Origin of the sequence: Duncaniella dubosii (assembly GCF_004803915.1) — a bacterium.
GTDB lineage: Bacteria > Bacteroidota > Bacteroidia > Bacteroidales > Muribaculaceae > Duncaniella > Duncaniella dubosii.
Genome location: NZ_CP039396.1, coordinates 374919 through 400338 on the forward strand (window position 1 = coordinate 374919; position 25420 = coordinate 400338).

Sequence of the window (25420 nt, forward strand, 5' to 3'; positions counted from 1 at the left end):
ATACCTACACGAAGTCTGCACCACATTTCCCGGATAATTTGGTAGCGCAGATGCTGAAATTCGATCGAGCATCCGACCGAGGTTTCATTATTTCAGGGAAAATGCGTAAATTTGCAGCTTGGTAAGTGTGCGGAGAAGGCTTTTGTTCAAAAGACAGTTTAAACCAGATCTCCACATCACCGTCAAACCCAATAAACCCCGATCTCTCCAACAATCAATTTCCACTGTCAATCCAATATGCCACAGCAAGGATATAATCATCAGACAAACGGCGGACAATCAAAGAACCCCACCAGACAAAATTCCTCAAAACAGGCTTCACGCAGTCGTGGACAAAAAGGCAAGAAACCGCGCCGACACCGCGGCATCATAGCCACATTGTGGATTTTATTCGCATCTGTAATAATCGGAATTTTTGTATTCCTGTTCCTTATATACAATGGCGTAATCGGCTACATGCCACAGGTCGAGGAGCTTAAAAATCCGACCGACCGCTTCGCCTCTGTGCTTTATTCGTCAGACGGCAAGGAAATCGGCCGCTACTTCGTCGGTACGGGCAACCGTGTCTATGCCGATTTCGACGAAGTGTCGCCACACGTAATCGACGCACTGATTTCAACAGAAGACGTACGCTTCGAGGATCATTCCGGTATCGACATGCGTGGTCTCGGACGTGTGCTCGTCAAAACCGTCCTTATGGGAAACAAGAATGCAGGTGGCGGCTCAACTCTCACCCAGCAGCTCGCCAAGCAGCTCTATTCGCCCAACAGTTCCGGTCTTCTTTCGCGAGCAATGCAGAAGCCCATCGAATGGATGATAGCCGTCAAGCTCGAACGCTACTATTCGAAGGAGGAAATCATAAAAATGTATCTCAACCAGTTTGACTTCCTCTATAATGCCGTCGGCATCAAGTCGGCCGCACATGTATATTTCGGCAAGGCACCTAAGGACCTCAAGATTGAAGAGGCAGCGACTCTCGTCGGAATGGTAAAGAACCCGGCCTACTACAATCCGGTGCGCCAGAACGAACGCACCCGCCAGCGCCGCAACGTGGTGCTCGCACAGATGGAAAAGAACGGCAAAATCACCAAAGCCGAGCTTGATTCTCTCTCTGCATTGCCGCTGACTCTGAACTTCAACCGTGTCGACGCCAAAGACGGCATCGCACCCTATTTCCGCGAAGAGTTGCGCAGGATGCTCAGAGCACAGAAACCCGTACGCGAAAACTACCGCGGATGGGAAGCCCAGAAATTCATCGACGATTCAATCGCATGGGAAACCAATCCGCTCTACGGCTGGATTGAAAAAAATCCCAAGCCAGACGGCTCTAAGTATGACATATATTCCGACGGTCTTAAAATTTATACGACCATCGACTCCCGCATGCAGAAATATGCAGAGGAAGCTGTGGCCAAACACCTCGGCGGCTATCTCCAGCCGGCTTTTTTCCGCGAGAAACGCGGGACAAAGGGAGCACCCTACACGACTGACCGCGCAGAGCTGTCAGAGATACGCCGAAACCATCTCGTACGTAATGCGATGAAAAATACCGACCGCTACCGCATGATGGTCAAGGCCGGCGCATCGAAAGATGAAATCAACCGTGCGTTCCACACCCCGCGAGAGATGAAAGTGTTCACTTACAACGGTTCTGTCGACACGGTTATGACCCCTCTCGACTCCGTTCTTTACAATAAACACTTCCTCCGCACCGGATTCATGGCAATGGATCCGCTCAACGGCCACATCAAAGCATATGTCGGAGGTCCGAATTTCTCCTATTTCCAATATGATATGGTTTCGACCGGCCGCCGTCAGGTCGGTTCGACCGTGAAACCCTTCCTTTATACCTACGCTATGGAAGAGGGCTACACGCCATGTGACGAATTTTCCAACACCCAGCCGGTGCTCACCGACGAGACCGGCAAGGTATGGGCACCGCGTAATGCCGGATCGGCAAGAGTCGGCGAGATGGTCGACCTCCGCTGGGCACTCACCAACTCCAACAACTGGATTTCAGCACGCCTCATCTCGCAGCTTTCTCCCCCATCCCTTGTCAGAACGATGCACAATTTCGGCATCACGGCCGAACTGCCTCCCGTCATGTCGCTCTGCCTCGGCCCGGCCGACGTATCGGTCAAAGAGATGGTCACAGCCTACTCGGCCTTCGCCAACAACGGCATGAGAGTCGATCCTATGTTTGTTACAGCCATTGCCGACAATAACGGCAACATCATTTCCGAATTCTCACCTCGCCACACTGAGGTCATCAGTGAAAAAGCCTACTACCGTATCCTCTCGATGCTGCTCAATGTGGTCAATGAAGGCACTGCCCACAGGGTGCGCTCGCGTTTCGGCCTCACAGCCGAAATGGGAGGCAAGACCGGTACGACAAACTACAACGCCGACGGCTGGTTCATGGGATTCACCCCTAACCTTGTGGCCGGAACATGGGTAGGAGGCGACGAGCGCTTCATTCACTTCAACACGATGGCCTATGGTCAGGGCGCATCAATGGCCCTCCCTATCTATGGACGCTTTATGAAGAAGGTTTACGGTGACCCCTCGCTAAACTATTCGCAAAGCGCCAAGTTTGACTTCCCTGCCGATGTCAATCTCTGCGAAAAGGAATTCTACGGCTACTATGACGAAGAGGTCAACGCTGACAATAATGCCGAAGACACCACTATGGATGGCGTTTTTGACTGATAAATCGAACAAAAACGGTTGATTTTATCAAATTTTCTACTTATCTTTGCAATTGAAAATGGTTGCTCAGAATCAGAAGAGTCTGATTCATCATGAGCCGAAGAGGGAATCCGGTGTGAATCCGGGACAGTACCCGCTGCTGTAAGTTTCATCTAAACGACAGCTTCCGACATAAAGCCACTGGCTTATTACAAAATAGACCGGGAAGGCGTGGAAGCAGGAAACAAGTCAGAAGACCTGCCATTTTCAACACAAGCCTCTTGTCTGCGGGACTTTACGGACATCTGTTGCAGAAATCATTACCGGCTCTCGCTCAGGCATTGAAGGTAATTGCGACTGTAACCACCACACAACGGAACTTATACAATCGTATAAAAAACTAATCCGTATCTGTCCATCGTCCTTATTGAATAAAGGCGCAGGAAGATACGGATTTTTTGTAAACTGCTATATCGTGTTTTAACTTTTTCTATCTATCGTCAGTATTAGTCCTTCTTTTTCGGCCATTTGCGTAGTGATTTCATAAATCCGAAAGCTTTATTTCCCGCAAACCGAAGGATATGGCAATTAAACTATCAGCAAACAATTTTTCTAACTTTGGCATTGCTTCCGTAGTGGTGACGGGAGCAATGTCTGTTTTTATCTATTTTTACCCCGGCAAATAAATGCTCATGAAACAACAAAGGCTGTCGTCCGACAGCCTTTGAAAAGAGCTTTTAAGCTCTTCACATAGAAAATATAATTTAGAAATAATAGGTAAGTCTTACGTCCCAAGTTCGGTTGCGGGCGCTGTAGTCGGTAAGGACTTTCGCCTTAAGAGCATATGTCATTCCCCACGTATATGAAGCAGACAGCTGCCAGCGTCTGAAAATCTCTGCTCCCGCGCCGACTGTCAGGCCGAGATCTCCACCAGAAAATTTCAGTGCGTCACATTTGCTATGTGCAGCCTGAATGTTGAACACAGGACCACCGAAAACAAATGGAGCGAGATAGTCTTCAAAACCCTGCAGACGGGTATATTTGAATTTCAGATTGAATGGAATCTGGATATTGTGGATATAGATACGTTCGTCAGTCGAATAGCCCTGCGACTCCCATAGAGGAAAATCGCCGAGATTCAGCTTCGCACCGAGCTGCTCATAGCGGAGACCTATGTCAATACCGAATCCGATTCCCGGAAACATCATTTCACCATTGATTCCTGCTGACTCGCCAAAGCCTTTGCCGACAGAAAGGATTCCTGACTGCTTGAACTTTAAATCATTGAAATTAGCTCCGACCGTAGCACCCCAGCGAAACTGAGCGTTGGCCTGATGAACGCCGCAAAGGGCTGCAAGAATTATAATGAACGTAAGAAATTTTCTTTTCATGCGGAATATATGAGTTTATTTTTATGCACAAACAAGCACACAAAGTTACAACTTTTTCTTTAAAAACCTTGAATTGCCATAAATTTATAATAACTTTGCATGTGCCTTATGACAATATCAAGATCATTAAAATTGAAAACCATAAACCAATCAACCACATCATGAATAAGTATTTATTCGGAGCGATGGCTCTCTGTCTGGCATTAGGCGCTCAGGCTAAAGACAAGAAAACCAGCGAAAACGACAGCACCGGCGGTTTCAAGTTCACAGACGTGACAGTCGTGAAGACCACACCTGTCAAGGATCAGAACAAGTCAGGAACATGCTGGAGTTTTTCAGGCATTTCTTTCCTTGAAGACGAAATCCTCCGCAAGACTGGCAAGGAAGTAGACCTCAGCGAAATGTATGTCGTCCGCCATTGCTACAATGACAAAGCCGATAAATTTATCAGAATGAACGGCACGATCAATTTCGCTCAGGGCGGAAGCACACTCGACGTTCCCTACGTAATGGTAAATTACGGTCTCGTCCCCGAAGAAGCATATCGCGGACTTGAATACGGCGAGGAGAAGCATGACCACACAGAACTGAGCGACGCATTCACTTCATTTGTAAATTCCATAAACAAGGCCAAGAAAAAATCTCCGGCTTGGAAAAAGGCCTTCAGCGGAATGCTCGACGCTTACTTCGGCGAGCTCCCCGAATCATTTGAATATGAAGGAAAGACCTACACTCCTCAGTCGTTCGCTCAGTCGCTCGGCATTAATGCCGCCGACTATGTTCCTGTGACTTCTTTCACTCACCATCCTTTCTATGAGTCGTTTGCAATTGAAGTTGCCGACAACTGGCTTTGGGAAAAGTATCATAACGTGCCTCTGGAAGAAATGAAGGCTATTGTTGACAACGCTCTTGACAACGGCTACTCGATTGCATGGGCAGCCGATGTCAGCGAACCGGGTTTCAACTGGAAGAAAGGCTACGCGCTAATCCCCAAGAAGAAGACTGCCAACGATCTCTCGGGCACAGAACTTTCGCGTTGGGTGAAACTCAGCGACAAAGACCGTGAGGCAGAAGCCAACAAAATCACCGGCCCCACACAGGAAATCACAGTCACTCAGGAACTCCGTCAGCAAATGTTTGACAATCAGGAGACCACTGACGACCACGGTATGGTAATCGTCGGCAAAGCCGTTGACCAGAAAGGCAACAAATATTATAAGGTCAAGAATTCATGGGACACAAACCAGATTTATGATGGTTTCTTCTATGTCTCAGAGCCTTACTTCCTTGCCAAGACTCTCGACATCCTTGTCAACCGCGAAGCAATCCCCGAGGATATCGCTAAGAAGATGAAACTTTAAGACAAAGCCACATAACTGAAAATGTCCGTGACAGCCATCACACAGCCGTCACGGACATTTTTCATTTCATAAAATTCCGCGTAGTCCGATAGCTACTCTTTGCGTGTCTGCTTGCGTTTGGCCCGGTTTGTTATAAGCATACCGGCTATTATGACAATCATCGCAAGAATCTGAATCCAATGTATCTTGGCGATGCCCATAATGACCGAAGCGATGGTCGCGACTACCGGCAGGAAATACTGGTAGATTGACACCAGCTCGCTACCAATCAGCTTCTCGGCCGGATTTATAAGGAAATAAGACAGGAAAGTCGGACAGATAAGCACAAAAGCTATACAGGCCCACGGCTGCCAGTCAGTGGTATGGAAAATCTCAGCTTTCGGCAATGACGGCAACAAGACGAGCATCGGTAGACATGACATCAGGAATACCCAACGCAACATCGAAACCGGACGATAGCGGAGCATCGGTCCTTCAAGAATCACAAGATAAAAAGCATAGCAGAGAGTCGAGGCAAGCGCGAGGCAGTCGCCAAGCATATTGTCAGAGCCTTTCTCGCCTGAATGCTGGGTGATGATAACAAGGAATGCGCCGATAAATCCGACGGCTATACCGCATATTTCAAGCCATGAGGTGCGTTTATGCTGAAAAATAATTCCTATCAGAATGACAAATATCGGGGGGAAGGTCATGATGATGGAAACGTCAATCGGATCGGCATAGCGAAGCGACAGATTGAACAGATACATGAAAAGAAAAAGCCCGACAGCCCCGCCAAGAAATATGCGGAGATAGTCGTGACGCTGAATCTTGTCGGTCTTGATAAAAATCGAGGCAAGCCACATCAATATGCAACCGCCTCCAAGGCGGAATATGGTGACATCGACCGAACTCATCCATTCAGGTATCAGAATCTTGACCACAGGAATATTGACACCGAAAAATATTGTGGCGATAAGGACAAACAGATTCCCCTTGATTATGTCACCCACACTATGCGACTGAGGTGGAGAGGCTTTGGAAGTTTTTATGTCAGACATTTCTTCGTTTTTTATTTATATGTTCATGTTTTCAAAGATGTACAGAATATTAACATCAAAGCGTCACATTCAGTTTCGCATACATGAAACCGAATGATGTAATATTTCAAAAATCACCGCGAAATCTGTAAATTTGCATTCTGATAAAAGAAATCCATACCCCAGACAAAGTGAGACTTCACCTCTTCAATCCCGAAAACGACCTTGCATTGGCGCTCGGATGCCGCCACTATACTCCCCCGCCACATGCCGTGGCCATACATAATGCCGGAGCACTCCTGCCTATGTGGTGGGCAGAGGAAGGCGACAGAGTGATCGCCCCTGAAATCATGCAGACCGAAGCCTCGCGTCTCGCCAGACGTTTCGGGCTTAACGGGGTAATTGCCGGCGATGTCTGCGGAGCGACATCGCTATCTCCGTGGGGATGGAGTCTTGATGCGAAACGCCAGTTTCTCCGAGCTGGAGTAGATGGCGGCATACTGCCCGACGATACCTCCATAGAGCGAATCCGGCAGTTGAGCCACAGACGTATGTCGGTCGAAATCCTCACACGGCTTGACTCAGACAATCCTATTGCAATCGAAACGACCGATCCGAACGTGGTGGTTGAAGCCGAACGCAACAATCCCGGATGCTATGTGAAATCCCCATGGTCAAGCAGCGGTCGCGGTGTGTTCTGTGCTCGCTCACTCGACGAAAACGCACTCCGCCGGCGTGCCGCAGGGATTATCCACCGTCAGGGAAGTGTGATGGTCGAACGCGGGCTTGACAAAGTAGCTGATTTCGCAGCTCTGTTCCACTCCGATGGCCATCGCGTCTGCTTCCGTGGTCTGTCTTTGTTCTCGACAGAAACACGAGGGATGTATAGCGGTAATATCGTCGCGCCACAGTCCCACATTGAATCAAGGCTGTCGGAAATGATTGATCCCGAAATACTGATGACACTGATAAACCGCGAAGAGGAAATACTGACAGAACTTACAGCCTCTGCCTATCAAGGCTGGATGGGAATAGACATGATGGTCTACAATGATGGCGGCCGATTGCGCGTCATGCCATGCGTGGAACTCAATCTGCGCATGACGATGGGAGTCGTAGCTATGAAAGTCTGCGAACGGCTCGGAGTCGAGACTCCTCATTTCCTTGCGTGGGAACACAAGGAAAACAACAGTCTGGAAAGCTCCGAAAGTCTTATCATGCTACCTCCGACCGACGGCTTCACTCTCCGACTGACTAAAATCTAAAAGACATACGCATCCACATTTGCTATCTTGGCCTATATTGACTTCAGATGTGAATACAGACGCTGGACAGGTAGCCCCATGACATTATAGAAACTGCCTGTTATACCCTTGATTCCGGCTGCGCCGATCCACTCCTGTATGCCATAAGCCCCCGCTTTGTCAAATGGACGATACTTATCGACATAATATGCTATCTCATGCTCTGTCAGCGGAGCAAACTCCACCTCCGACAAGGCGCTGAACGTAGTCATACCCTTTGCCGTCCTGACTGTCACACCTGTAATTACCTTCTGAGTTCTGCCCTGAAGACATCCAAGCATCCTGCGGGCATCAGCCTCATCTACAGGCTTGCCAAGAACCTCTCCGTCTATTATAACGACGGTATCTGCCGTTATCACGAGCTTCTTTTCGTCTGCCGACAGCGGATAAGCCTCGGCTTTAAGCCGCGACAGATAAGGGGCGACCTCTTCTGCCGGAAGTCCTGCCGGAACAGTCTCATCAACAGGATGTGAAGTGTCGACGCGAAAATCAATGTCAAGCATACCGAGCAGTTCACGGCGGCGTGGCGAGCCACTCGCCAGAATCACATCATAGTCTTTTATATTTTCAAGCGGATGGAACATAGTCAATCAAAACGATAAATAACTGTTTATTAATCTGTTGTCTTTTTAGCGTAGAAATCATCTGCACTCTATCCGACAAATTTACAATAATCCATGAAATATTGCCTTATTTTTCGATGTTAAACCCGGACATACATCGCCCGGAACAGATTCATTGAGATAATAAATGTAAAAAACGAAACTTTTAACCGTGAGCACAGGTTATAACTTGAAAAAACACTTTGCATCCGAACGGATGCCGGATTTCAAATCTTAAAAACCTTAATATTATGTTGAAAGAAATAAAGACACGCCCGGTAATCGCTCCACTGCCGGTACTTATTGTTGGTACATACGATAATAATGGTGTTGCCGATGCCATGAATGTCGCTTGGGGCGGACAATGCTGGGACAATCACATAGCCCTGAATATATCATCGAACCATAAGACTACGGAAAACATGCGGCTAAAAAAAGCGTTTACCGTACACATAGCCACCGCCGAGCGGGTTGAGCTTGCCGATTATTTAGGAATTGTTTCAGGACATAGCGAACCTAAACTTGTCCACGTTCACGCATCCGTAGTCAAAGGCAAGACAGTGGATGCCCCGATTATCGAGGATTTCGTTCTGGCGATGGAGTGCAAGATAGTCTCCATGACAGATAATGGCGACGGAGGCACACGTGTGGTAGGTGAAGTCATGAGAACTGTCGCAGACGACACCATACTCGATTCTGACGGAAAAGTCGATTTCAGTATGCTCCATCCAATATGCTTCGATCAGGAAAAGAAAGTGTACCGTCCGCTGGGAGAACCTATTGCTGAGGCTTTCCTTGTTAGTAAAAAGCTCATGGCATAGACAGCTGTAAATAAAGATATAGATACTTAGACCGGGGTTGATGTAGACACACTCAATCAACATCCGATCTTCGACGACCGCCGTTACAGGTATGGCAACCATACCTGTAACGGCGGTCGGGTTTTATATTAATAAATACAATGCTCTATAGGATATTAAATCTCTTTTTGGAATGACAATGAATAGAACAGGCAAAAAAATTTCATCAGTCACATGCAGTATTCAGTAAAAAATACGCTCTTGTTATAGAGCGGGGGCTACATAACGGCCTCCCTGTGCATTTTCACCGACATGAATATGACCAATCTTATAAGGCGATGCGAAAATGGTGATAAGGATGCGATGGCCGAGCTTTATCGTATCTATTCGCCATGTATGCTCCGGCTCGTGAAACGCTATGTCACGGATCTGTCAGCAGCCGAAGATGTGCTCCACGATGGATTTATCATAGTGTTTGCCAATATAGGCAAACTCAAAAATCCTGATAAACTTGAATTTTGGATAAGAACAATCATGAAAAATCTGTCCCTGCAATATCTGAAGCATCTCGAAGCGACACAACTTATTGACGAAGAAGAGGAAATTACAGATACTCCATATACTGAAAACAAACTGAGCTACGAGGAACTTGATGAAATCATCGGAAAACTTCCAACCGGGTATCAGAAAATATTCAGACTTGCTGTATTTGAAAACAAGTCTCACAAAGAGATTGGCGAAATTCTCGGCATAGCCCCGAATTCGTCATCATCACAACTTGCAAGAGCCAAAGCGATGTTGCGACGACTTATTAACGACCGAGAAGCGAAACTGTATATACTGGTGTCGGTCTCGATGCTCACATTCTCAGCTCTGTACCTAAAAAATCGACCTGAACCACCCGTTTTATCCAATTCTGATATCCCTGACCAGCAATCAAAATCAACAACAGACTTTGATTTGAATTATGGAAATATAATTGTGTCTGAAGTCACGCGGAATGGTGTAGATGCGACAACGGCAGAACCTGCTGTTTCGAAAAAAAGTTCAAGCCAACAGGCTACTATCGGGGGAAATTCATCATGCACTCCATCCGGCCATGATACAGCGACAGAAGACATTTCACCAAACAAACATGACCGCCATCAAGAAGAAATGACAGAAAATATGCAGCCACATGCACCGACTGACACCGTCATACGCGATATGATAGATTCACCAACCGACTTATCAGATATTCCGTCATATATAGCCGATGAAAAAAACAAATCCGGATGGCAGAAATATAGCATTGGTGCGACCATGCGTTATACTTGTATTAAAGCAACAACAGAATCTGATATTCTTCAGCCGGGTCTGCCATCAAACGTGAAATTTGTTGAACGAAAAGTCCATCATTATTTCCCAATGATATTTGGTATAACTTTCTCACGCAGCCTCTCACCAAGGCTCGCACTCGAAACAGGTGTGACATACACCTGTCTTAGAAGCAAACTGGAATATGAGAGCGACAATGATTATGCAGAAATGAAAACTACAGCCCATTTCGTCGGAATACCGCTTAAACTGAATTACAGTCTATTTTCTTATGACGGTTTATCAGCCTATACAACAATCGGATGTAAAATAGATTTACCAGTCAACACACACTGCGAGACAATTCATAACACGACCGACACCCCTTTACCGATGCTTAAACCGAGTCTGCAATTTTCAATCGAAGGCGGAATCGGCATTGAGTACCGACTGACACGCGGTATTAACATTTATACCGAACCATCAGTGACATATCATCCTGATAACCATTCTTCATTACCGACTACATGGCAGGAACGACCTCTGATGTTCAACATCCCCATAGGCATACGTTTCTGTCTGCAAAATGAGATATGATTATTTTTGAATCAGGCAGACGCAGTATATGTCCGTTTCCGACATCATTAGAGTGAACGCTAAAAAACCAGCTTAACCATAATCATGCAACATAGACACAAAGACCGAAGCCAATATTTTTCAGAACTCGCGTATACCAGCGAAAAATATTTCATGCCTTATATCGCCGGTAATATGAATCTTGACCGACAGCTGGAAATACTCGAAATCGGATGTGGAGACGGAGGAAATCTTCTGCCTTTCGCAAAATCAGGACATTTAGTGACAGGCGTAGACATTTCGACCAACCGTATAAAAGATGCAACATCTTTTTTTCAAAAAGAGCGTGCCAACGGAAAATTTATATGTTCCGACATATTTGAAACGAAATTTGACAAGCATTTCGATTTAGTCATTTGCCATGATGTCATCGAGCATATAGCCGACAAGCAAAGACTACTCTCAAGAGTTTCAGAACTGCTGAGACCGGAAGGAATGGCATTCATCGGTTTCCCTGCATGGCAAATGCCATTCGGAGGCCACCAGCAGATATGTCACAACAAATATATCTCGAAAATGCCCTTCATCCATTTATTGCCGGCAGCAATCTACAGATTCATACTCAAAATCGGAAACGAAAAAGCCAACTGCATCTCTGAGATATTGGCCATAAAAGAACATAGAATCAGTATCGAACAATTTGAAAGATTTGTCTTCTCTTCCGGCCTCAGAATCAAGAACCGCAGTCTCTATTTTATAAACCCGCACTATGAGATAAAATTCGGTTTGAAACCACGCTTATTACCTCATGGCATATCTGGCTTGCGTTATCTACGCAACTATTTTTCTACAAGCTGTTTTTACCTCCTACAACGATAATACAGTCCTCACCCACATGGCTTATGGGCGGGAGCGGGTAAGCTCTATCGACTCTTTTCCTGTCATCCCGGTGATTTCGAGCCGCAGGACGGCAACATTGTTTATGAACCGTGAGATTTCCGCCTCGCTGTCAATGCCCGGTGAATATTTTTCGGCGAGCAGGAGGAGACCTTTTTCCAATTCTTCGCGGTCGCTGACAATAGTAACACGACCGAAGCAGACGACACAGCGGAAATAGGTAGTGAACTCTTCGGGCACGATAAGATCCTGAGCGACCACACAGAAAGAGCACGATGCGTTGGCCGATATACAGTCAATCTTATGACCCGCACATGCACAATGGAAATAGATTATATCTCCACCGTCATAGACAAAACTCAGAGGCACACCATAAGGCATTCCGTCGGCATCGACAAGTGACAGGACACCGTGAGTGGCCATCCGCAGAATCTCTTTTGTTTCCGCTTCGGGAAGAAGCTGTTTGAAACGTCGCATTTTATGTTGCATAGCGGTCATAACATTTTAAGTCCGACAATAGATATTATAAGGGTAGTTATAAAGAATATCCGCCAGAATGTCACCGGCTCGTTGAAAAACAAGATTCCAACGATAACCGCGCCGACAGCACCGATACCCGTCCACACGGGATAGACCGTACCAAGCGGAATCGTGCGCGCGGCCCGTGCCATGAGATACATGCTTAGAGTGAGAGCGACAAGAAATCCTCCCCACCAATAATAGAGACCCGGAGCGGAGGCTATCTTTGTCTTGCCGAGACAGAAGGTAAAAGCAACTTCCATTAGCCCGGCTATAATAAGAGTAATCCAGTTCATCAATATAACAGAGTCATAAATCAGACTGCAAAATTACTACTTCATTCAGCATATTTTCTTATCATTTGATAAATCCGTATCTTTGCCGTGCTATGGAACTACGAGAAATTCTCACCAAAATATATCCCTTGCTAGAAGATTAGCTTGACAGAATCGTATGCGAAGCTGATGAAATAGCCTTCGACCGGAATACAGTCATAATCGAGGCGGATAGAATAGAAAAATATATCTATTTTGTAAAATCCGGACTGTTGAGAGCCTATGTCCTGACCGACGGACGCGAGATAACTTTCTGTATAGGTCAGGAAGGTGCGGTAGCATTATCAATGGAGAGCTATATCAACCATCAGCCCGGTTACGAATCAATCGCCACCCTCGAACCGACAGCGCTCTACCGCATTCCGTCGGAAAAACTGGCCGGACTCTACAAGACAGACATACACATAGCCAACTGGGGCAGGAAATTTGCTGAGACAGAAATTATACGAGCCGAGAGAAGCCTGATACCTCATCTCTCGACCACAGCCTCAGACCGCTACGAAAATCTGCTCAATCAAAACCCTGCGCTGCTAAACCGCATCCCACTCGAAAAGCTCGCGTCATACCTCGGCATAACGCCGCCGTATTAGAGGGAAATTAGGACGGAAGCAAGGCTAATGGGATTCGGAAATATTAGGATTATTGAATCTTTTGATGTCTTCATTACTGGGCCGGGAATGACAGGCAATCCGTCGTATCTTTGACGACCTTTTTTATTCTACCGATGTATAAATCTCGTGATTTATCACTAATTTTGCATCATGTCGAAAAAGATAGGCCACCGGACTTGCAAGGCTATCATAGAAATCGGTAGGTTTATGGTAAAGAAAACAGTTGTTTTAGGTTTATGTCTGACAGGCTCAATGGGAACTGCCATTGCGGAAGTCGTAGGCGACAGCATAGCTTCCGAGCAGCTCAAAGAAGTTATCGTCGTCGGTAACTCTGCGCGCCAGCGTATCGGCAACACACGACTTGGCTCAGAACGGCTCGAAATGTCAAAAATAATGCAGGTTCCAGCCTTTGGTGGTGAAGCTGATATCATAAGGTCAATCACTTTGCTTCCCGGCGTGCGCAGCGAGAGAGACGGTGGTGGCGGATTCGAGGTCAGAGGCGGCAACGCCTACCAGAATCTTGTCCTGCTTGACGGTATATCACTCTACAACCCGGCTCACGTAATGGGCATATTCTCCACATTCAACGAAAATGCCCTCGGTGGCGCAACGCTCCACAAAGGGCCGCTACCGGCAATGTATGGCAACGCCACTTCCTCTGTGCTTGAAACTACCCTCGCCCCCGGTGACATGGAAAAATATCACTGTTCAGCAACTATCGGCATACTTGTAGCAAAGATTATGGCCGAAGGACCAATCGTAAAAGACAAACTATCTTTTGCGGTCAATGCACGGCGCTCATACGTGGATGCCTTCTTAAAGATGATTCCCCAATACAGCAGCACCGTCATGAACTTCTATGATGTGTCAGCAAAACTGCGTTACCGCATTTCTTCGGATTATTTGCTTGACGGCTCGTTTTTCATCAGCCGCGACAACATGGCGGTCGCCGACCTGATGGGAATGTACTGGGGCAATCTCGGAGGTTCACTAAACTGGACAGCCATGAAGGGTGATAATCTTTCGTTCAAGACAACAGTAGCGCTGACCCACTTCAACCCGAAAATGGGCGCTGATATAATGGACATGAACGAGACAATGTGGACCTATATCCATAATTATTCGTTAAACGAGAAGATAAACTGCCGTATTGCTGAAGGTCAAGGACTGGAGTTTGGACTCCGGTCTGAGCTTCTGAAAGTAAAATCTGCCGAATGGGAGCTAATGGCCTCTCGCGAACGGGAAATACGGTCGCTCTGGGAAAACTCCGCTTGGACTGAATACTCAGGCTCGTTTGCCGAAAAATTTGATGTCACCGCAGGTCTACGTCTCAACGTTTCATCCACACTTTCGCAAAGCCGGTTTCATAAGTTACAGACCACAAGCCAGACCACCGATCAATCTGACGACGGCAAAACCTACATAGAAGTCGAACCCCGTATAAATCTGAAATACGACATCACGCACCTCCACAACGTTAAGGCGGGGTTCGGCGTATCGACGCAGAATCTTCACGCTATACGCTCAAGCGCAACGTCGTTCCCTTTTGACAGATATGCCTTGACATCGGCCACTGTAAAGCCGGAACGGTCACAGCAATACGGCATCGGCTATAGCGGCATGACCGGCAACGGAGCGTTTGACTGGTCGGTCGAAAGCTATTACCGCACTATAGATAATGTCTACGACTACAAGGATGGAAAAAGCTCATTCTCCGATATAATGATTGAAAACATCATACTTGGCGGACGTGGCCGGAGTTATGGTGCCGAATTCATGTTTCGTAAGAATACAGGACGACTCACAGGATGGGTGTCATACACCATTTCCCGTACCGAGACCAAAATACCGGGCATTAATGACGACCGATGGTATAATGCCACCAACGACCGATGCCATGACTTTTCCCTCACGGCTATCTACCGGCTGACCGACCGATGGAATCTCTCTTCTTCATGGATTTTCATGTCAGGGCAGCCGTTGACAGCCCCCGATGTAAAGTATGAGATAGGAGGAGAGACCTGTTATTACTACTCAAAGAGGAACGCATACATGGCACCTCCGACCCACCGGCTCGATCTTTCCGCAAAATATACCCACATCGGAAAGCATCTCACATACGAATGGGCTTTCGGTATCTATAACACATATTGCCGCTACAATCCGTATGTGGTCTATTTCGAAGACGACTCCTCCAAGCCTTCCGGCACACGCGCGGTTCTTCATGCCATGTATGGTCTCGTACCATCCGTATCCTACACACTTAAATTCTGACACTTATGAAACTACATAGCATTATATCAGCTCTGTGCGTGCCCCTACTGCTTGTGTCGTGCGAGAAGGAACTCGACCTCAAATATCATGATATAGCCCCACTGACAGTCATCGAGGCGCAACTGACCCCTGACGGCGCGAAAGTAGGTATCACCTACACGACTCCGATGGACGAGCCTATGGACCGGACACTGCTCACAGACGCGGTGGTAACTCTGACCGATCTGACTGACGGAACGGTTTATGATCTCCACACTGATTCCGAAGGATTTTTCGTCGACCCGACACCGGGTATAACAGGACATGACTACCGTCTGGCAGTGGAGCGTGCCGGCTTCCGTTACGAGGCCGACGCAACAATGTATCCTCCCACAGAAATCAAAAGCCTCGAATTCAACTGGATAAAGATGCCTTACGACGACGTGGCTGTATTAAAGGGTGAGTTCTATGACAACGATACCTACGATAGCGAATGTTATTGGATAAAACTCTATCGCAACGGGGAGATTTATATGTGGGGGGAGATGGATGATCGAAACGCCATAGATGGTGTGAGCACGTTCATAACGATGACCACCCGCAGGGATACGGATGAAGAAGATGACGATACGGTGCTCTTTGACGGCGATATCATCACTGTCACCGTATCGCCGATTTCACTTGCTATGCACGACTATCTCGAAGCATTGCAGAATGGCAGTAACGGTCCGGCAATGTTCAGTGGCGACAAATGCCTCGGCTATTTTATGGCTACCTCTCCTGTTTCTGACTCCATTGTGTTTCACCCCGACGAAATCCCGGAATACAAGTAAAATGCAGAAAATAATAAACTAAAATATATGAAAACGTTTCTCTCTCTTATGCTTATTGCCGGATACGGACTGTCGGGAACGACAGCCGTCGGCCAGAATGCGTTACCGGATATTCCGGTCAAAGCTATCCCGGACTCCATTGTGAATGGAAATGAAGCCGTCGGAAACGGCAAAACACCAGATTCTCCATCCCTACCGTCGATTGCCGGACAGGAATTATCGCCCAAAGACAGTCTTATAGACAGAGGTATATCGAGGTCACAGCCGTCACTGCCCTCTCCCTATCCGACTCAACTGCAACCGTTCACCATGAGCGTCCCTACCGACGGCCGGATTGCCGTCTGGAACAGCGGTGGACTGTTCGCCAGCGGAGGTTCTGCATCGCTGCCCGGAATGATGGGCGTTGAAAGCGGCTCACTGATATTTATGCAACAGGCAGGACGATTCACATTCACAGCCCACGGAGATGCGATGAAATACGGCTATTTCGGTGGCTTGCAGACCATATTCGGATTCGGGGGATCAATTTCCTACCGATTCAGTGACCGCGTCAGCATGACACTGTTCGGAAGTTACTACACATCACTCAACAATGCGACCACTTTCCGCCATGCCGGCATGACACCCGGAATGATGGGCTACACGGCGATACCGAATTTCGGAGGATATGTCGATTACAGCATCGGAGATCGATGGGGTGTCAAAGTCGGTGCTCAGGCATATCGTTCGTCAATGACCAATCGTTACGAGGCACAACCGATAGTCATTCCCTACTACCGTCTGTCGAAACACGCAGAACTCGGTCTTGATGTAGGTGGCATACTCTATCAGCTGATAAAATCCAATCAAGGGAAGTCTCACGGCAATATGAATCCGACAATCGCACCTCCCGTCTCAGGACCACCACCGGTAAGATAAATTATTTACAACATGGAGAAGATTCACAAAACCCGCTTATTGCTATCAAGCATTCTTATAATCTGTTTAATAGCCATTTCAGTGAGATTGACACACCGGTCCGCAAGCAGCGCCGGCCACGTATCGGACTATATGGGTATGGCTGATTCAATCACTAAAATCGTAGATGACTATCCCGGCGAAATCGGAGTAGCCGTGATAATCAATAACACGGATACAATCACTGTCAATAACGAAAACATCTATCCCATGATGAGTGTGTTTAAGACTCATCAGGCATTAGCCGTATGCGATGATCTCGACAACAAAGGAATATCTCTCGATTCATTGATGACCATACAAAGAGATGAACTTGACGCTAATACGTGGAGTCCTATGCTGAAGGAGCACCATGAAAATGTAATTTCTTTGCCGGTCAGAGATTTATTGCGCTATGCGCTAAGCCAAAGCGATAACAACGCAAGCAATCTCATGTTCAAAAAACTGGTTGATGTGGCTGCCACCGACTGTTTCATTGCCACTATCATTCCACGTTCAAGTTTTAAGATAGCTTACACGGAAGAGGAAATGTCGGCTGATCATGACAAGGCTTATGCCAACAGCACCTCTCCACTCGGCGCGGCAATACTGATGAACCGATTGTTTACAGACAGTCTGGTCAGTCACGAAAAACAAAGTTTCATCACCGCCACATTGAAAGAGTGTGTGACCGGTGTTGACAGAATCTCCGCTCCGTTGCTTGACAAAGCCGGTGTTACCATCGGGCATAAAACAGGGTCGGGCTATACCAACGAACACGGTGTGCTGGCAGCCCACAACGATGTTGCCTATATCAGTTTGCCCGATAATACATGCTACTCATTAGCCGTCTTTGTAAAAGACTTCAAAGGAAATGAATCAGAAGCTGCAAAGGCAATCGCACGCATATCAGCAACGGTGTACTCGCTACTGGAACAGTCGAGAAATAATCATTAAAATGAAAGTTGAGTGGAATCTATTCACTCAACTATTTCTTTTAATGTAGCAGGAGCTACTTCTACCTCTATGGTCTTGCCGGATTTAGAACCGTTATATTTATAAAGCAGTCCACGGCCTGTTGTCACAAGAGCCTGCATTTCAGACAACATTGTCGAATCGGATTTATTTACACGCAATGCTTCAATTATCCCTTGATAAAGGGCATCTTTTGACACCTTCGGATCGTCAAGTTCCAATCCAAGCTTCTTCTCGTCAATTGAAAACGTATGGACCATATTTTCCGGGAGGACTTCGACTGCGGTCTGCGATGTGAAATCATCAATCACCAGAGGAAACTGGGCGTTTGCTTTAACGCATCGCGCCTCAAGAAGAGCGTCGGCCTGAGCGGAAACTGCCGCTATTGAGTCCTGCCGGGCCATCACACTGTCACTGCCTGAATTATCGCCCGAAGAACTTCCGCATGAAACTGAAATCAGACCAAGGCAGAATGTCGCACAGATTGCAAATGTGTGTTTATGAAAGACGGTTGAAAATTTCATTGTAACGTGATATTTATAAGCTGTTGAATAGTTTGCCAAAGTTAATGAAAAGCAACTGTCTCCACAATATATTCACCATAGCTTTTTCAAAAAATTAAAAATTTTCATGCAAAAATTTTGTGAATTGCGACAAGTAACATACCTTTGCAGTGTGTTAGTCATGTACAACACCTAAACACCATATCACTGCAAATACAAAAATTCGTCACAATAACACCTGAAACAATGAAAAAGCTTCTCCTTTCAATCCTCGTAGCGTCAATAGGCACATTTGTCAGCAACGCCCAACTCTTGTGGGAGGTGACAGGCAACGGACTGTCGAAACCTTCATATCTTTTCGGCACACACCACATAGCTCCTGTCTCCGTCATGGACAGCGTCCCCGGATTTGCATCGGCTCTCGCTTCGGCCGACAAGGTATATGGCGAAATGGTCATGAGCGAGGCACAGACACCACAATCACAGCAGGTGATGCTCACATACGCAATGGCTCCTCAGGACAGCACACTGACTTCTGTTCTTTCAGCCGCCCAGCTCGACTCTCTCGACAAAGTTCTCAAGCACTACATGGGCCCGATGGCCTCTGCTTCACAGATGGCAACACTCAAACCCGGCATGGTAAACATGGTGCTAGCCCTCGCACAAAGTCAGGCAGCATTTCCCAATTTTGATCCGACAAAACAGCTTGATGGGGAAATCCAGAAGCGCGGAGCTGCCGCAGGCAAGGAAATCGGAGGTTTCGAGACCATTGAAGACCAATGCAAGGCAATGTTCGGAACATCCATATTGACACAGGCCGATGAGCTGATGGATATGGTGCGCAATGATGAAAAGGCAAGCGGAATAGCAATCAAGCTCGCAAAAGCCTATCTCTCAGGCGACCTGAACGCAATGCTTGCCATCATGGAAGAACCGGAATCGGGAAACAGCGGCGAATGGAGCGAACGCATGCTTAACAAACGCAATGCCAACTGGATGCGTATCATAGCCGGACTCCTCCCAACCGCATCGGTGTTCATTGCAGTCGGAGCGGGACATCTTCCGGGCGACAAGGGGCTCATCAGTCTGCTTAGAAAAGAAGGTTATACTGTAAAATCGGTCGAAAAATGATTGAACTGAAAAATCTTACATACGCATATCGCCGTGGCCTTGTCGCCATTGACAACGTCACGGCCGATGTGCCGTCAGGCATACATCTGCTACTCGGCGAAAACGGAGCCGGAAAAACAACACTTCTGCGTCTGATAGCCGGATTGCTCATCCCGACTGAAGGATGCTGCATGATTGACGGAACGACTATGACCCGACGCGAGCCGTCAACACTGAAGAGGGTGTTCATGATGCCCGACACAATGGAAATCCCGACTAAGTCAATCCGCGAATTCGCAAAAATCCACAGCAAGTTCTATCCGAGATACTCGCAAGAGGCTTTCGAAGAGAATCTACGTGAATTTGAATTAAACGGTTCGGAGACATTCAATCATCTATCGCTCGGTCTGCGCCACAAGACTCTTTTAGCCTACATTATCGCGCTCGGAGTTGATGTATTGTTACTTGACGAACCGGCAAACGGCCTTGACATAAATTCAAAAAAAGCATTGCGCCACATACTCGCCCGCTGCATCTCGCCGGAACAGACAGTAATCATCTCGACACATACCGTGTCAGACCTACGGGAACTATATGACGGAGTGCTTGTGCTTTCACGCAGCAAACTCATACTGGCAAAACCCACATGGGAGATTTCTGAACGAATTTCATGTGTAGCCACTCCTATCCCACCCTACGGAAGTCTGTTCATGGAACAAGGCGCGGGTCTTTTCCACTCTATCATCGTCAACAAAAGCGGTGAACCGTCAGACCTCAACTATGGACTGCTCTATTCGGCACTTATGTCCGATTCACGTACAAAAATTCTTGAAATCATAAACGGACAAACTCAAAACATTGGCTGATAAAATGGAAATATCCACGCTTTCTGATAAATTCTCATGGAGACGCATGTTTGCATTCGGCATGATTTTCAAGAATTCCATGCGTGTCTACCTTGTTGTAAGCGCACTGACATCGTTGGTGTGCTATTTGCTGGTCCAGTTAACCATCTATCTCGGGGTAATGAAGTAGGAATCTACACCCTGTTGAGTTTCATCGTCGGACTCACACTCAATCTCAGCCCGCTGACATTCGCACGCCGCGACGATACGCTTCTGGCTCTTATCCCGGCAAAACCGGTTGAAAAATGGCTTGTATACATTCTATATTCATTAATTGCCGTCCCATTGGTTGTCGAAGGCGTATGGTATAGCCTTGAATTCATATTCCGAATACTCAATTCAGGATATACTATACAAGATATAATGTGGGCGCGTGTCAAATTGGATTCAGACATGATGGATCTTCCAGAACGGAGTCTAATTATAGCGTTGAGCTTGGTTCAGAGCTACGCCATCATAGCCACAGTGCTCTATGTCGTGCTCAAAGCAGTGCGCAACCGTGTGGTAAAAGGTCTTCTCGGCTTGCTCGGTATATTATTTGCAAGCAGTATACTCGCAGCCATAATCGGTGGCACCGTCGCTTATTTTAATATTTCGGCCGATCCAAAAATGATTGACAATCCCGCAGATCTTATCAAAAACATGATATCCGTTTTTGGTATTATCTATGTGTTGCTTGCGGTATATTCAATCATACTCACTGTGATGATTTACCGCCACGTAAAGGCGGGCGAAATCAAAGCATGAAAACACCTTTATGGTCAATTAATAAATTTTTCAGATGGATTTCAATTCAAATAAACCCATATACAAACAGATTATTGACTATAGTTTCGGGCAGATTCTGACGGGAATGTGGGCGGCCGGCGAACGAGTTCCTTCAGTCAGGGAATTGTCTGTCCAACTGTCTGTAAACAGCCATACGGTGCTTAAAGCCTATGAATTTTTACAGACTGAAGGTATTATAGTTCCCAAACGCGGCATGGGCTTCTATCTGACCGCCGACGCGCTCGAACATGTAAACGATGTGCGCCGTAAAGAATTTTTCGAAACTTCGCTTAAAGAATTGTTCAAGGAAATGCGTCTGCTCGACATTCCGATTGAGGAAATCGTGAAGCGCTATAAGGAATCAGAAGATTAATTACAAACCGAAATAAAAAACTCCGGCCGGGAGTCCTTTGGGGGGCTACCGGCCGGAGAGTGTTTTATGTTTAGTGCGTCAATCAGTCCTTGATTGAGGATCGAGATCGGGTGTCAGGCTTTGCTGACGGCTGCGATCAGTAGTTCCACTGGCATGCCACCATGCGGAGGTTGTTGCAGGCTACGGTGCGCAGGTCGGTGATCGTGTTGAAACGGCAGTTGATGTAGGTGAGTGCCTGGTCGAATGAGACATCGAGCATTGTCAGCTGGTTGTTGTTGCATAGCAGACGCTGCAGGAATGTCTGGTTGGAGAGGTCGAGCGAGGTCAGGTCGTTGTATGAGCAGTCGACATACTGGATGTTGGGACAGCCTTCGACAGAGAGGGTCGTGAGGTCGTTGTATGAGCAGACGAGGTCGAGGAGCGCGTTGCAGTTGCGTACGCCGAGGGTGGTCATGTTGTTGTCGGAGCAGATGAGCGTCGCGAGCGAGGGAAGACCCGAGACGATGAAGTTCGTGATCTCGTTGTCGTCGACGTTGAGGTTCTGGAGGTTCTCGACTCCGGCGAGTGTCACGGATGACAGTTTGTTGTAGCCGCAGTAGAGGTTCTTGAGGTTGGTGCATCCGCTGACGTTGAGTACCTCGAGGTGGCAGCCCTGACAGTTGAGGGTCTTGAGGCTTGTGGTGTTGGCGAGGCTCAGCTCGACGAAGAGGTTGTTGGAGACGTTGAGGTTCTCGAGCATCGGGGTGTCGGAGAGGCTGATGTCGGTCAGCCGGTTCTTGTAGACGGCAACTTTCTGGAGGCTCTCGCAGCCGTTGAGATCGATTTCGGAAATCTTGTTGCGTCCGGCGTTGAGTTCGGTCAGCTGGGCGCATCCCTCGACGCTGAGCGAAGTCAGGTCGTTGCGCGAAACGTCGACTTTCTTAAGTGCCTTGAAGCCGGAAAGGTCGAGGGCGCCGCCGAGCTTCTTGTCCTTCCATTCGATGGCCGTCACATGGCCGTTCTCGACGGTGACACCTTCGATTGAGCCGAATGAACCGATATTGGAAACCTTGAGCGCCGAGGCGTTGGTTCCGTCGCGGGAGGGTTCTGATAGGAACGCCTTAAGCTGTTTGGCTTCGTTCTTGTCAAGATTCTGTGCTGATGATGCAGCCACGCTTCCAAGCATGAGTGCAATGATTAATAACGCTTTTTTCATAAAACAATAGTTGATTTGTTAATTTTAATTATCTAACAAACCTTGTTTGTAAATAGTTTTGTAAAAGTTTGAAAAATAAGGACAAACTAATCTCAAACCCTGCCCTGGATAAGCCAGATTCATGTTTTCCGTGAAAATAAATTTCCAACGGACGGCAATAAAAAATCAGTGGCACGTCTACTGCAGACATGCCACTGATTTTTTATCTGAAGCCGGATAGACCTGACTTAGATTTCTTATTCGAAGATATGTTTCAGCTTGCTGAAGATACGGGTCTTGGTCGACTCATTCGGTGTCATGTTGGGCTTACCCTGAAGAGACTCGATGGTCTTCTTTTCATCGTCAGTAAGATTTTCCGGAATATAGACCATCACATTGATAAGTTCGTCACCTGTTCCATAGCCTTCAGTCGACGGGAGTCCTTTGCCTCTCAGACGAAGCACCTTGCCGGGCTGAGTTCCGGCAGGAATCTTAAGACGTGCGCGTCCGTTGATGGTCGGCACTTCCACAGAACCACCGAGAGCTGCAGTCGGAATATCGAGCATGAGGTTATAGATCACATCATTGCCGTCGCGTATAAGTTCCGGATTCTTTATTTCCTCTATGACAACGAGCAGGTCGCCGTTGACACCGCCATGAATGGCAGCATTACCTTGACCCTTGACAGTAAGAGTCTGGCCGTCTGCAACGCCGGCAGGGATTGTAAATGTTACTGTACGGTCTTCGCGGACTACGCCTTCTCCATGACAATATTGACATTTGTCAGTGATAATCTTGCCTTCACCCTTACATTGCGGACATTCCACAGCTGATTGTGAAAGGCCGAACAGAGTCTGCTGTTGGCGCAGCACTGTTCCCGAACCGCCACAAGTCGGACATGTAGTGAAAGCCGTGCCGTCTTTCGCACCTGTGCCGTCGCAGTGGGTATCCTTTACAAGAGTAGGAATCTTGAGTGTCTTTGTAACGCCTGTAGCTATCTCGGCAAGAGTCATCTTGACCTTGATTCTCAGGTCGGAACCTCTGCGCTGACGACGACGGGTGCGTCCGCCGGCCGTCTCGAATCCACCCATGTTTCCGAAGCCTCCTCCGAAGATGTCGCCGAACTGCGAGAAGATGTCTTCCATCGAGAAACCTCCAGCATGGAATCCGCCACCTCCGCCCGGGAAGCCCTGCGGGCCCATGTTGTGGCCGAACTGGTCGTATTTCGCACGCTTCTCCGGATTGGAGAGGACATCGTAAGCCTCAGCGGCTTCCTTGAACTTCTCCTCAGCCTCCTTGTCGCCCGGATTCTTGTCGGGGTGATACTGGATGGCTTTTTTACGGTAAGCGCTTTTTATGGTCTTTTCATCGGCATTCTTGTCGACTCCAAGCACTTCGTAGTAATCTCTTTTAGTAGCCATGAATAGTGTGTGGTGTATTATTGGCCCACGGCCACTTTTGCATGGCGGAGCACTTTATCGTTGATAGTATAGCCTTTTGACGGGGTGTCTATGACAATTCCCTTTTGCGACTCATCTGTCACGGGAACCATAGCAATGGCTTCGTGATATTCCGCATCAAAGGGTTTGCCGTTGCTCTCGATCGGTTTCACTCCGTTTGCAGCAAGGAATTTGACAAGTTTCTGATAAATCAGTTCCATGCCCTGACGTACAGATGCGGGATCATCGCTTTTGGCGCTTGCTTCGAGACCACGTTCGAAATCATCAACAATAGGCAGAAGACCCTTGAGGACATTTTCAGCCGCATTCTTGATGAGTTCTGATTTTTCTTTGACAGTACGTTTGCGGAAGTTGTCAAATTCAGCCATTAGGAAAAGATATTCCTTCTTCTCCTTAGCAAGTTTGTCTTCCGCGTCCTGAAGTTGCTTGTTGAGGGCATCGATATCAGACAGCTGCTTATTAATCAGATCGTTTTCCTCGTCTTCTATGGAATTTTGTTCGTCGAAAGCCTCCTGAACGTCATCAAGAACAGCTTCTTCCTGCTGTGGAGCTTCTTTCTTGTCTTTCGGATTATTTGGTTTGTGGCTCATAATGCTTCTTATATCTTTATCTATATTTACTAATTATAATATCACTATCAAAAATGTTGCCAAAGCCTTTGACAGACATCTTTTTTTGTCTGCAAAAGCCAAAGGTGACACAACAATGATTTTAAATTACAACAACCGGCA

General features: G+C 47.2%; 25 protein-coding genes and 1 riboswitch. Of the genes, 16 read left to right on the plus strand and 9 right to left on the minus strand.

What is annotated here, in order from left to right:
* Positions 1 to 237: 237 nt before the first annotated feature.
* Positions 238 to 2709 (plus strand): transglycosylase domain-containing protein, encoded by a 2472-nt coding sequence (locus E7747_RS01600; RefSeq protein WP_136413704.1) that lies wholly within the window; start codon positions 238 to 240, stop codon positions 2707 to 2709.
* Between the two features lie 42 nt (positions 2710 to 2751).
* A riboswitch (cobalamin riboswitch) is annotated at positions 2752 to 2968 on the plus strand.
* Positions 2969 to 3452: 484 nt separating this feature from the next.
* On the opposite strand, the gene E7747_RS01605 is transcribed toward E7747_RS01600, so the two are convergent.
* Positions 3453 to 4079 carry a porin family protein gene (locus tag E7747_RS01605; RefSeq protein WP_123613039.1) on the minus strand — a complete coding sequence of 209 codons (627 nt, stop codon included), beginning with the start codon at positions 4077 to 4079 and terminating at the stop codon, positions 3453 to 3455.
* A 161-nt stretch (positions 4080 to 4240) separates the two neighbouring features.
* Between E7747_RS01605 and E7747_RS01610 the strand changes: the two genes are divergently transcribed.
* Positions 4241 to 5440 carry a C1 family peptidase gene (locus E7747_RS01610; protein WP_136413706.1) on the plus strand — a complete coding sequence of 400 codons (1200 nt, stop codon included), beginning with the start codon at positions 4241 to 4243 and terminating at the stop codon, positions 5438 to 5440.
* Positions 5441 to 5532: 92 nt separating this feature from the next.
* On the opposite strand, the gene E7747_RS01615 is transcribed toward E7747_RS01610, so the two are convergent.
* On the minus strand, positions 5533 to 6480 hold the full coding sequence (locus E7747_RS01615; RefSeq protein WP_136413708.1) for a DMT family transporter: 948 nt from the start codon (positions 6478 to 6480) through the stop codon (positions 5533 to 5535).
* A gap of 170 nt (positions 6481 to 6650) precedes the next feature.
* Between E7747_RS01615 and E7747_RS01620 the strand changes: the two genes are divergently transcribed.
* Positions 6651 to 7724, plus strand: coding sequence for a hypothetical protein (locus E7747_RS01620; RefSeq protein ID WP_136413710.1), 1074 nt, complete (start codon positions 6651 to 6653; stop codon positions 7722 to 7724).
* A gap of 32 nt (positions 7725 to 7756) precedes the next feature.
* Here E7747_RS01620 and E7747_RS01625 read toward each other — a convergent pair whose 3' ends face one another.
* Complete coding sequence (locus E7747_RS01625; RefSeq protein WP_136413712.1) at positions 7757 to 8347, minus strand: Maf family nucleotide pyrophosphatase; 591 nt, start codon at positions 8345 to 8347, stop codon at positions 7757 to 7759.
* A gap of 269 nt (positions 8348 to 8616) precedes the next feature.
* Here E7747_RS01625 and E7747_RS01630 point away from each other — a divergent pair, with 269 nt between their 5' ends.
* From E7747_RS01630 to E7747_RS01640, 3 genes are all read left to right on the plus strand, one after another.
* Positions 8617 to 9186 carry a flavin reductase family protein gene (locus E7747_RS01630; protein ID WP_136413714.1) on the plus strand — a complete coding sequence of 190 codons (570 nt, stop codon included), beginning with the start codon at positions 8617 to 8619 and terminating at the stop codon, positions 9184 to 9186.
* 291 nt (positions 9187 to 9477) lie between these two features.
* Entirely contained in the window at positions 9478 to 11058 is a 1581-nt protein-coding gene (locus E7747_RS01635; protein ID WP_136413716.1) for a sigma-70 family RNA polymerase sigma factor, read from the plus strand.
* An 84-nt stretch (positions 11059 to 11142) separates the two neighbouring features.
* On the plus strand, positions 11143 to 11916 hold the full coding sequence (locus E7747_RS01640) for a class I SAM-dependent methyltransferase (RefSeq protein ID WP_123613033.1): 774 nt from the start codon (positions 11143 to 11145) through the stop codon (positions 11914 to 11916).
* 21 nt (positions 11917 to 11937) lie between these two features.
* On the opposite strand, the gene E7747_RS01645 is transcribed toward E7747_RS01640, so the two are convergent.
* Positions 11938 to 12423 (minus strand): pyridoxamine 5'-phosphate oxidase family protein, encoded by a 486-nt coding sequence (locus E7747_RS01645; RefSeq protein ID WP_123613032.1) that lies wholly within the window; start codon positions 12421 to 12423, stop codon positions 11938 to 11940.
* A 5-nt stretch (positions 12424 to 12428) separates the two neighbouring features.
* Positions 12429 to 12749 (minus strand): DMT family transporter, encoded by a 321-nt coding sequence (locus E7747_RS01650; protein WP_136413718.1) that lies wholly within the window; start codon positions 12747 to 12749, stop codon positions 12429 to 12431.
* Between the two features lie 173 nt (positions 12750 to 12922).
* Here E7747_RS01650 and E7747_RS01655 point away from each other — a divergent pair, with 173 nt between their 5' ends.
* The 5 genes from E7747_RS01655 (at position 12923) to bla (ending at position 18378) form a co-directional block, all read left to right on the plus strand.
* Positions 12923 to 13378, plus strand: a complete 456-nt coding sequence (locus E7747_RS01655; protein ID WP_228449297.1) for a Crp/Fnr family transcriptional regulator — start codon at positions 12923 to 12925, stop codon at positions 13376 to 13378.
* Positions 13379 to 13549: 171 nt separating this feature from the next.
* Positions 13550 to 15673 carry a TonB-dependent receptor plug domain-containing protein gene (locus E7747_RS01660; protein ID WP_136413721.1) on the plus strand — a complete coding sequence of 708 codons (2124 nt, stop codon included), beginning with the start codon at positions 13550 to 13552 and terminating at the stop codon, positions 15671 to 15673.
* A gap of 5 nt (positions 15674 to 15678) precedes the next feature.
* Positions 15679 to 16485: a DUF4249 family protein gene (locus E7747_RS01665; RefSeq protein ID WP_136413723.1), complete on the plus strand. Its 807-nt coding sequence runs from the start codon at positions 15679 to 15681 to the stop codon at positions 16483 to 16485.
* 27 nt (positions 16486 to 16512) lie between these two features.
* Positions 16513 to 17403 (plus strand): hypothetical protein, encoded by an 891-nt coding sequence (locus E7747_RS01670; protein ID WP_136413725.1) that lies wholly within the window; start codon positions 16513 to 16515, stop codon positions 17401 to 17403.
* 12 nt (positions 17404 to 17415) lie between these two features.
* On the plus strand, positions 17416 to 18378 hold the full coding sequence (gene bla, locus E7747_RS01675; protein ID WP_123613027.1) for a class A beta-lactamase, subclass A2: 963 nt from the start codon (positions 17416 to 17418) through the stop codon (positions 18376 to 18378).
* 23 nt (positions 18379 to 18401) lie between these two features.
* Here the strand turns inward: bla and E7747_RS01680 are convergent, their stop codons facing one another.
* Positions 18402 to 18920, minus strand: coding sequence for a hypothetical protein (locus E7747_RS01680; RefSeq protein ID WP_136413727.1), 519 nt, complete (start codon positions 18918 to 18920; stop codon positions 18402 to 18404).
* Positions 18921 to 19145: 225 nt separating this feature from the next.
* Between E7747_RS01680 and E7747_RS01685 the strand changes: the two genes are divergently transcribed.
* Genes E7747_RS01685 through E7747_RS01700 form a run of 5 tightly spaced genes read left to right on the plus strand, consistent with a single transcriptional unit; the run spans position 19146 to position 22055 of the window.
* The gene (locus tag E7747_RS01685; RefSeq protein ID WP_136413729.1) at positions 19146 to 20030 is read left to right on the plus strand and encodes a TraB/GumN family protein; all 885 of its coding nucleotides are present in this window, start codon (positions 19146 to 19148) and stop codon (positions 20028 to 20030) included.
* A complete protein-coding gene (locus tag E7747_RS01690) occupies positions 20027 to 20875 on the plus strand; it encodes an ATP-binding cassette domain-containing protein (RefSeq protein ID WP_136413731.1) in 849 nt (282 codons plus the stop codon). The genes E7747_RS01685 and E7747_RS01690 overlap by 4 nt, the downstream gene beginning before the upstream one ends.
* A gap of 4 nt (positions 20876 to 20879) precedes the next feature.
* Positions 20880 to 21044 carry a hypothetical protein gene (locus tag E7747_RS16435; protein ID WP_168185184.1) on the plus strand — a complete coding sequence of 55 codons (165 nt, stop codon included), beginning with the start codon at positions 20880 to 20882 and terminating at the stop codon, positions 21042 to 21044.
* A gap of 14 nt (positions 21045 to 21058) precedes the next feature.
* The gene (locus E7747_RS01695; RefSeq protein WP_136413733.1) at positions 21059 to 21661 is read left to right on the plus strand and encodes a hypothetical protein; all 603 of its coding nucleotides are present in this window, start codon (positions 21059 to 21061) and stop codon (positions 21659 to 21661) included.
* 34 nt (positions 21662 to 21695) lie between these two features.
* Entirely contained in the window at positions 21696 to 22055 is a 360-nt protein-coding gene (locus E7747_RS01700) for a GntR family transcriptional regulator (RefSeq protein ID WP_123613022.1), read from the plus strand.
* Between the two features lie 136 nt (positions 22056 to 22191).
* Here E7747_RS01700 and E7747_RS01705 read toward each other — a convergent pair whose 3' ends face one another.
* The 3 genes from E7747_RS01705 to E7747_RS01715 all read right to left on the minus strand — a co-directional run bounded on the left by E7747_RS01705 (position 22192) and on the right by E7747_RS01715 (position 25279).
* The gene (locus tag E7747_RS01705; protein ID WP_136413734.1) at positions 22192 to 23250 is read right to left on the minus strand and encodes a leucine-rich repeat domain-containing protein; all 1059 of its coding nucleotides are present in this window, start codon (positions 23248 to 23250) and stop codon (positions 22192 to 22194) included.
* A gap of 236 nt (positions 23251 to 23486) precedes the next feature.
* Complete coding sequence (gene dnaJ, locus E7747_RS01710; protein WP_123613020.1) at positions 23487 to 24650, minus strand: molecular chaperone DnaJ; 1164 nt, start codon at positions 24648 to 24650, stop codon at positions 23487 to 23489.
* A gap of 17 nt (positions 24651 to 24667) precedes the next feature.
* Positions 24668 to 25279: a nucleotide exchange factor GrpE gene (locus E7747_RS01715; RefSeq protein ID WP_123613019.1), complete on the minus strand. Its 612-nt coding sequence runs from the start codon at positions 25277 to 25279 to the stop codon at positions 24668 to 24670.
* Between the last annotated feature and the right edge of the window lie 141 nt (positions 25280 to 25420).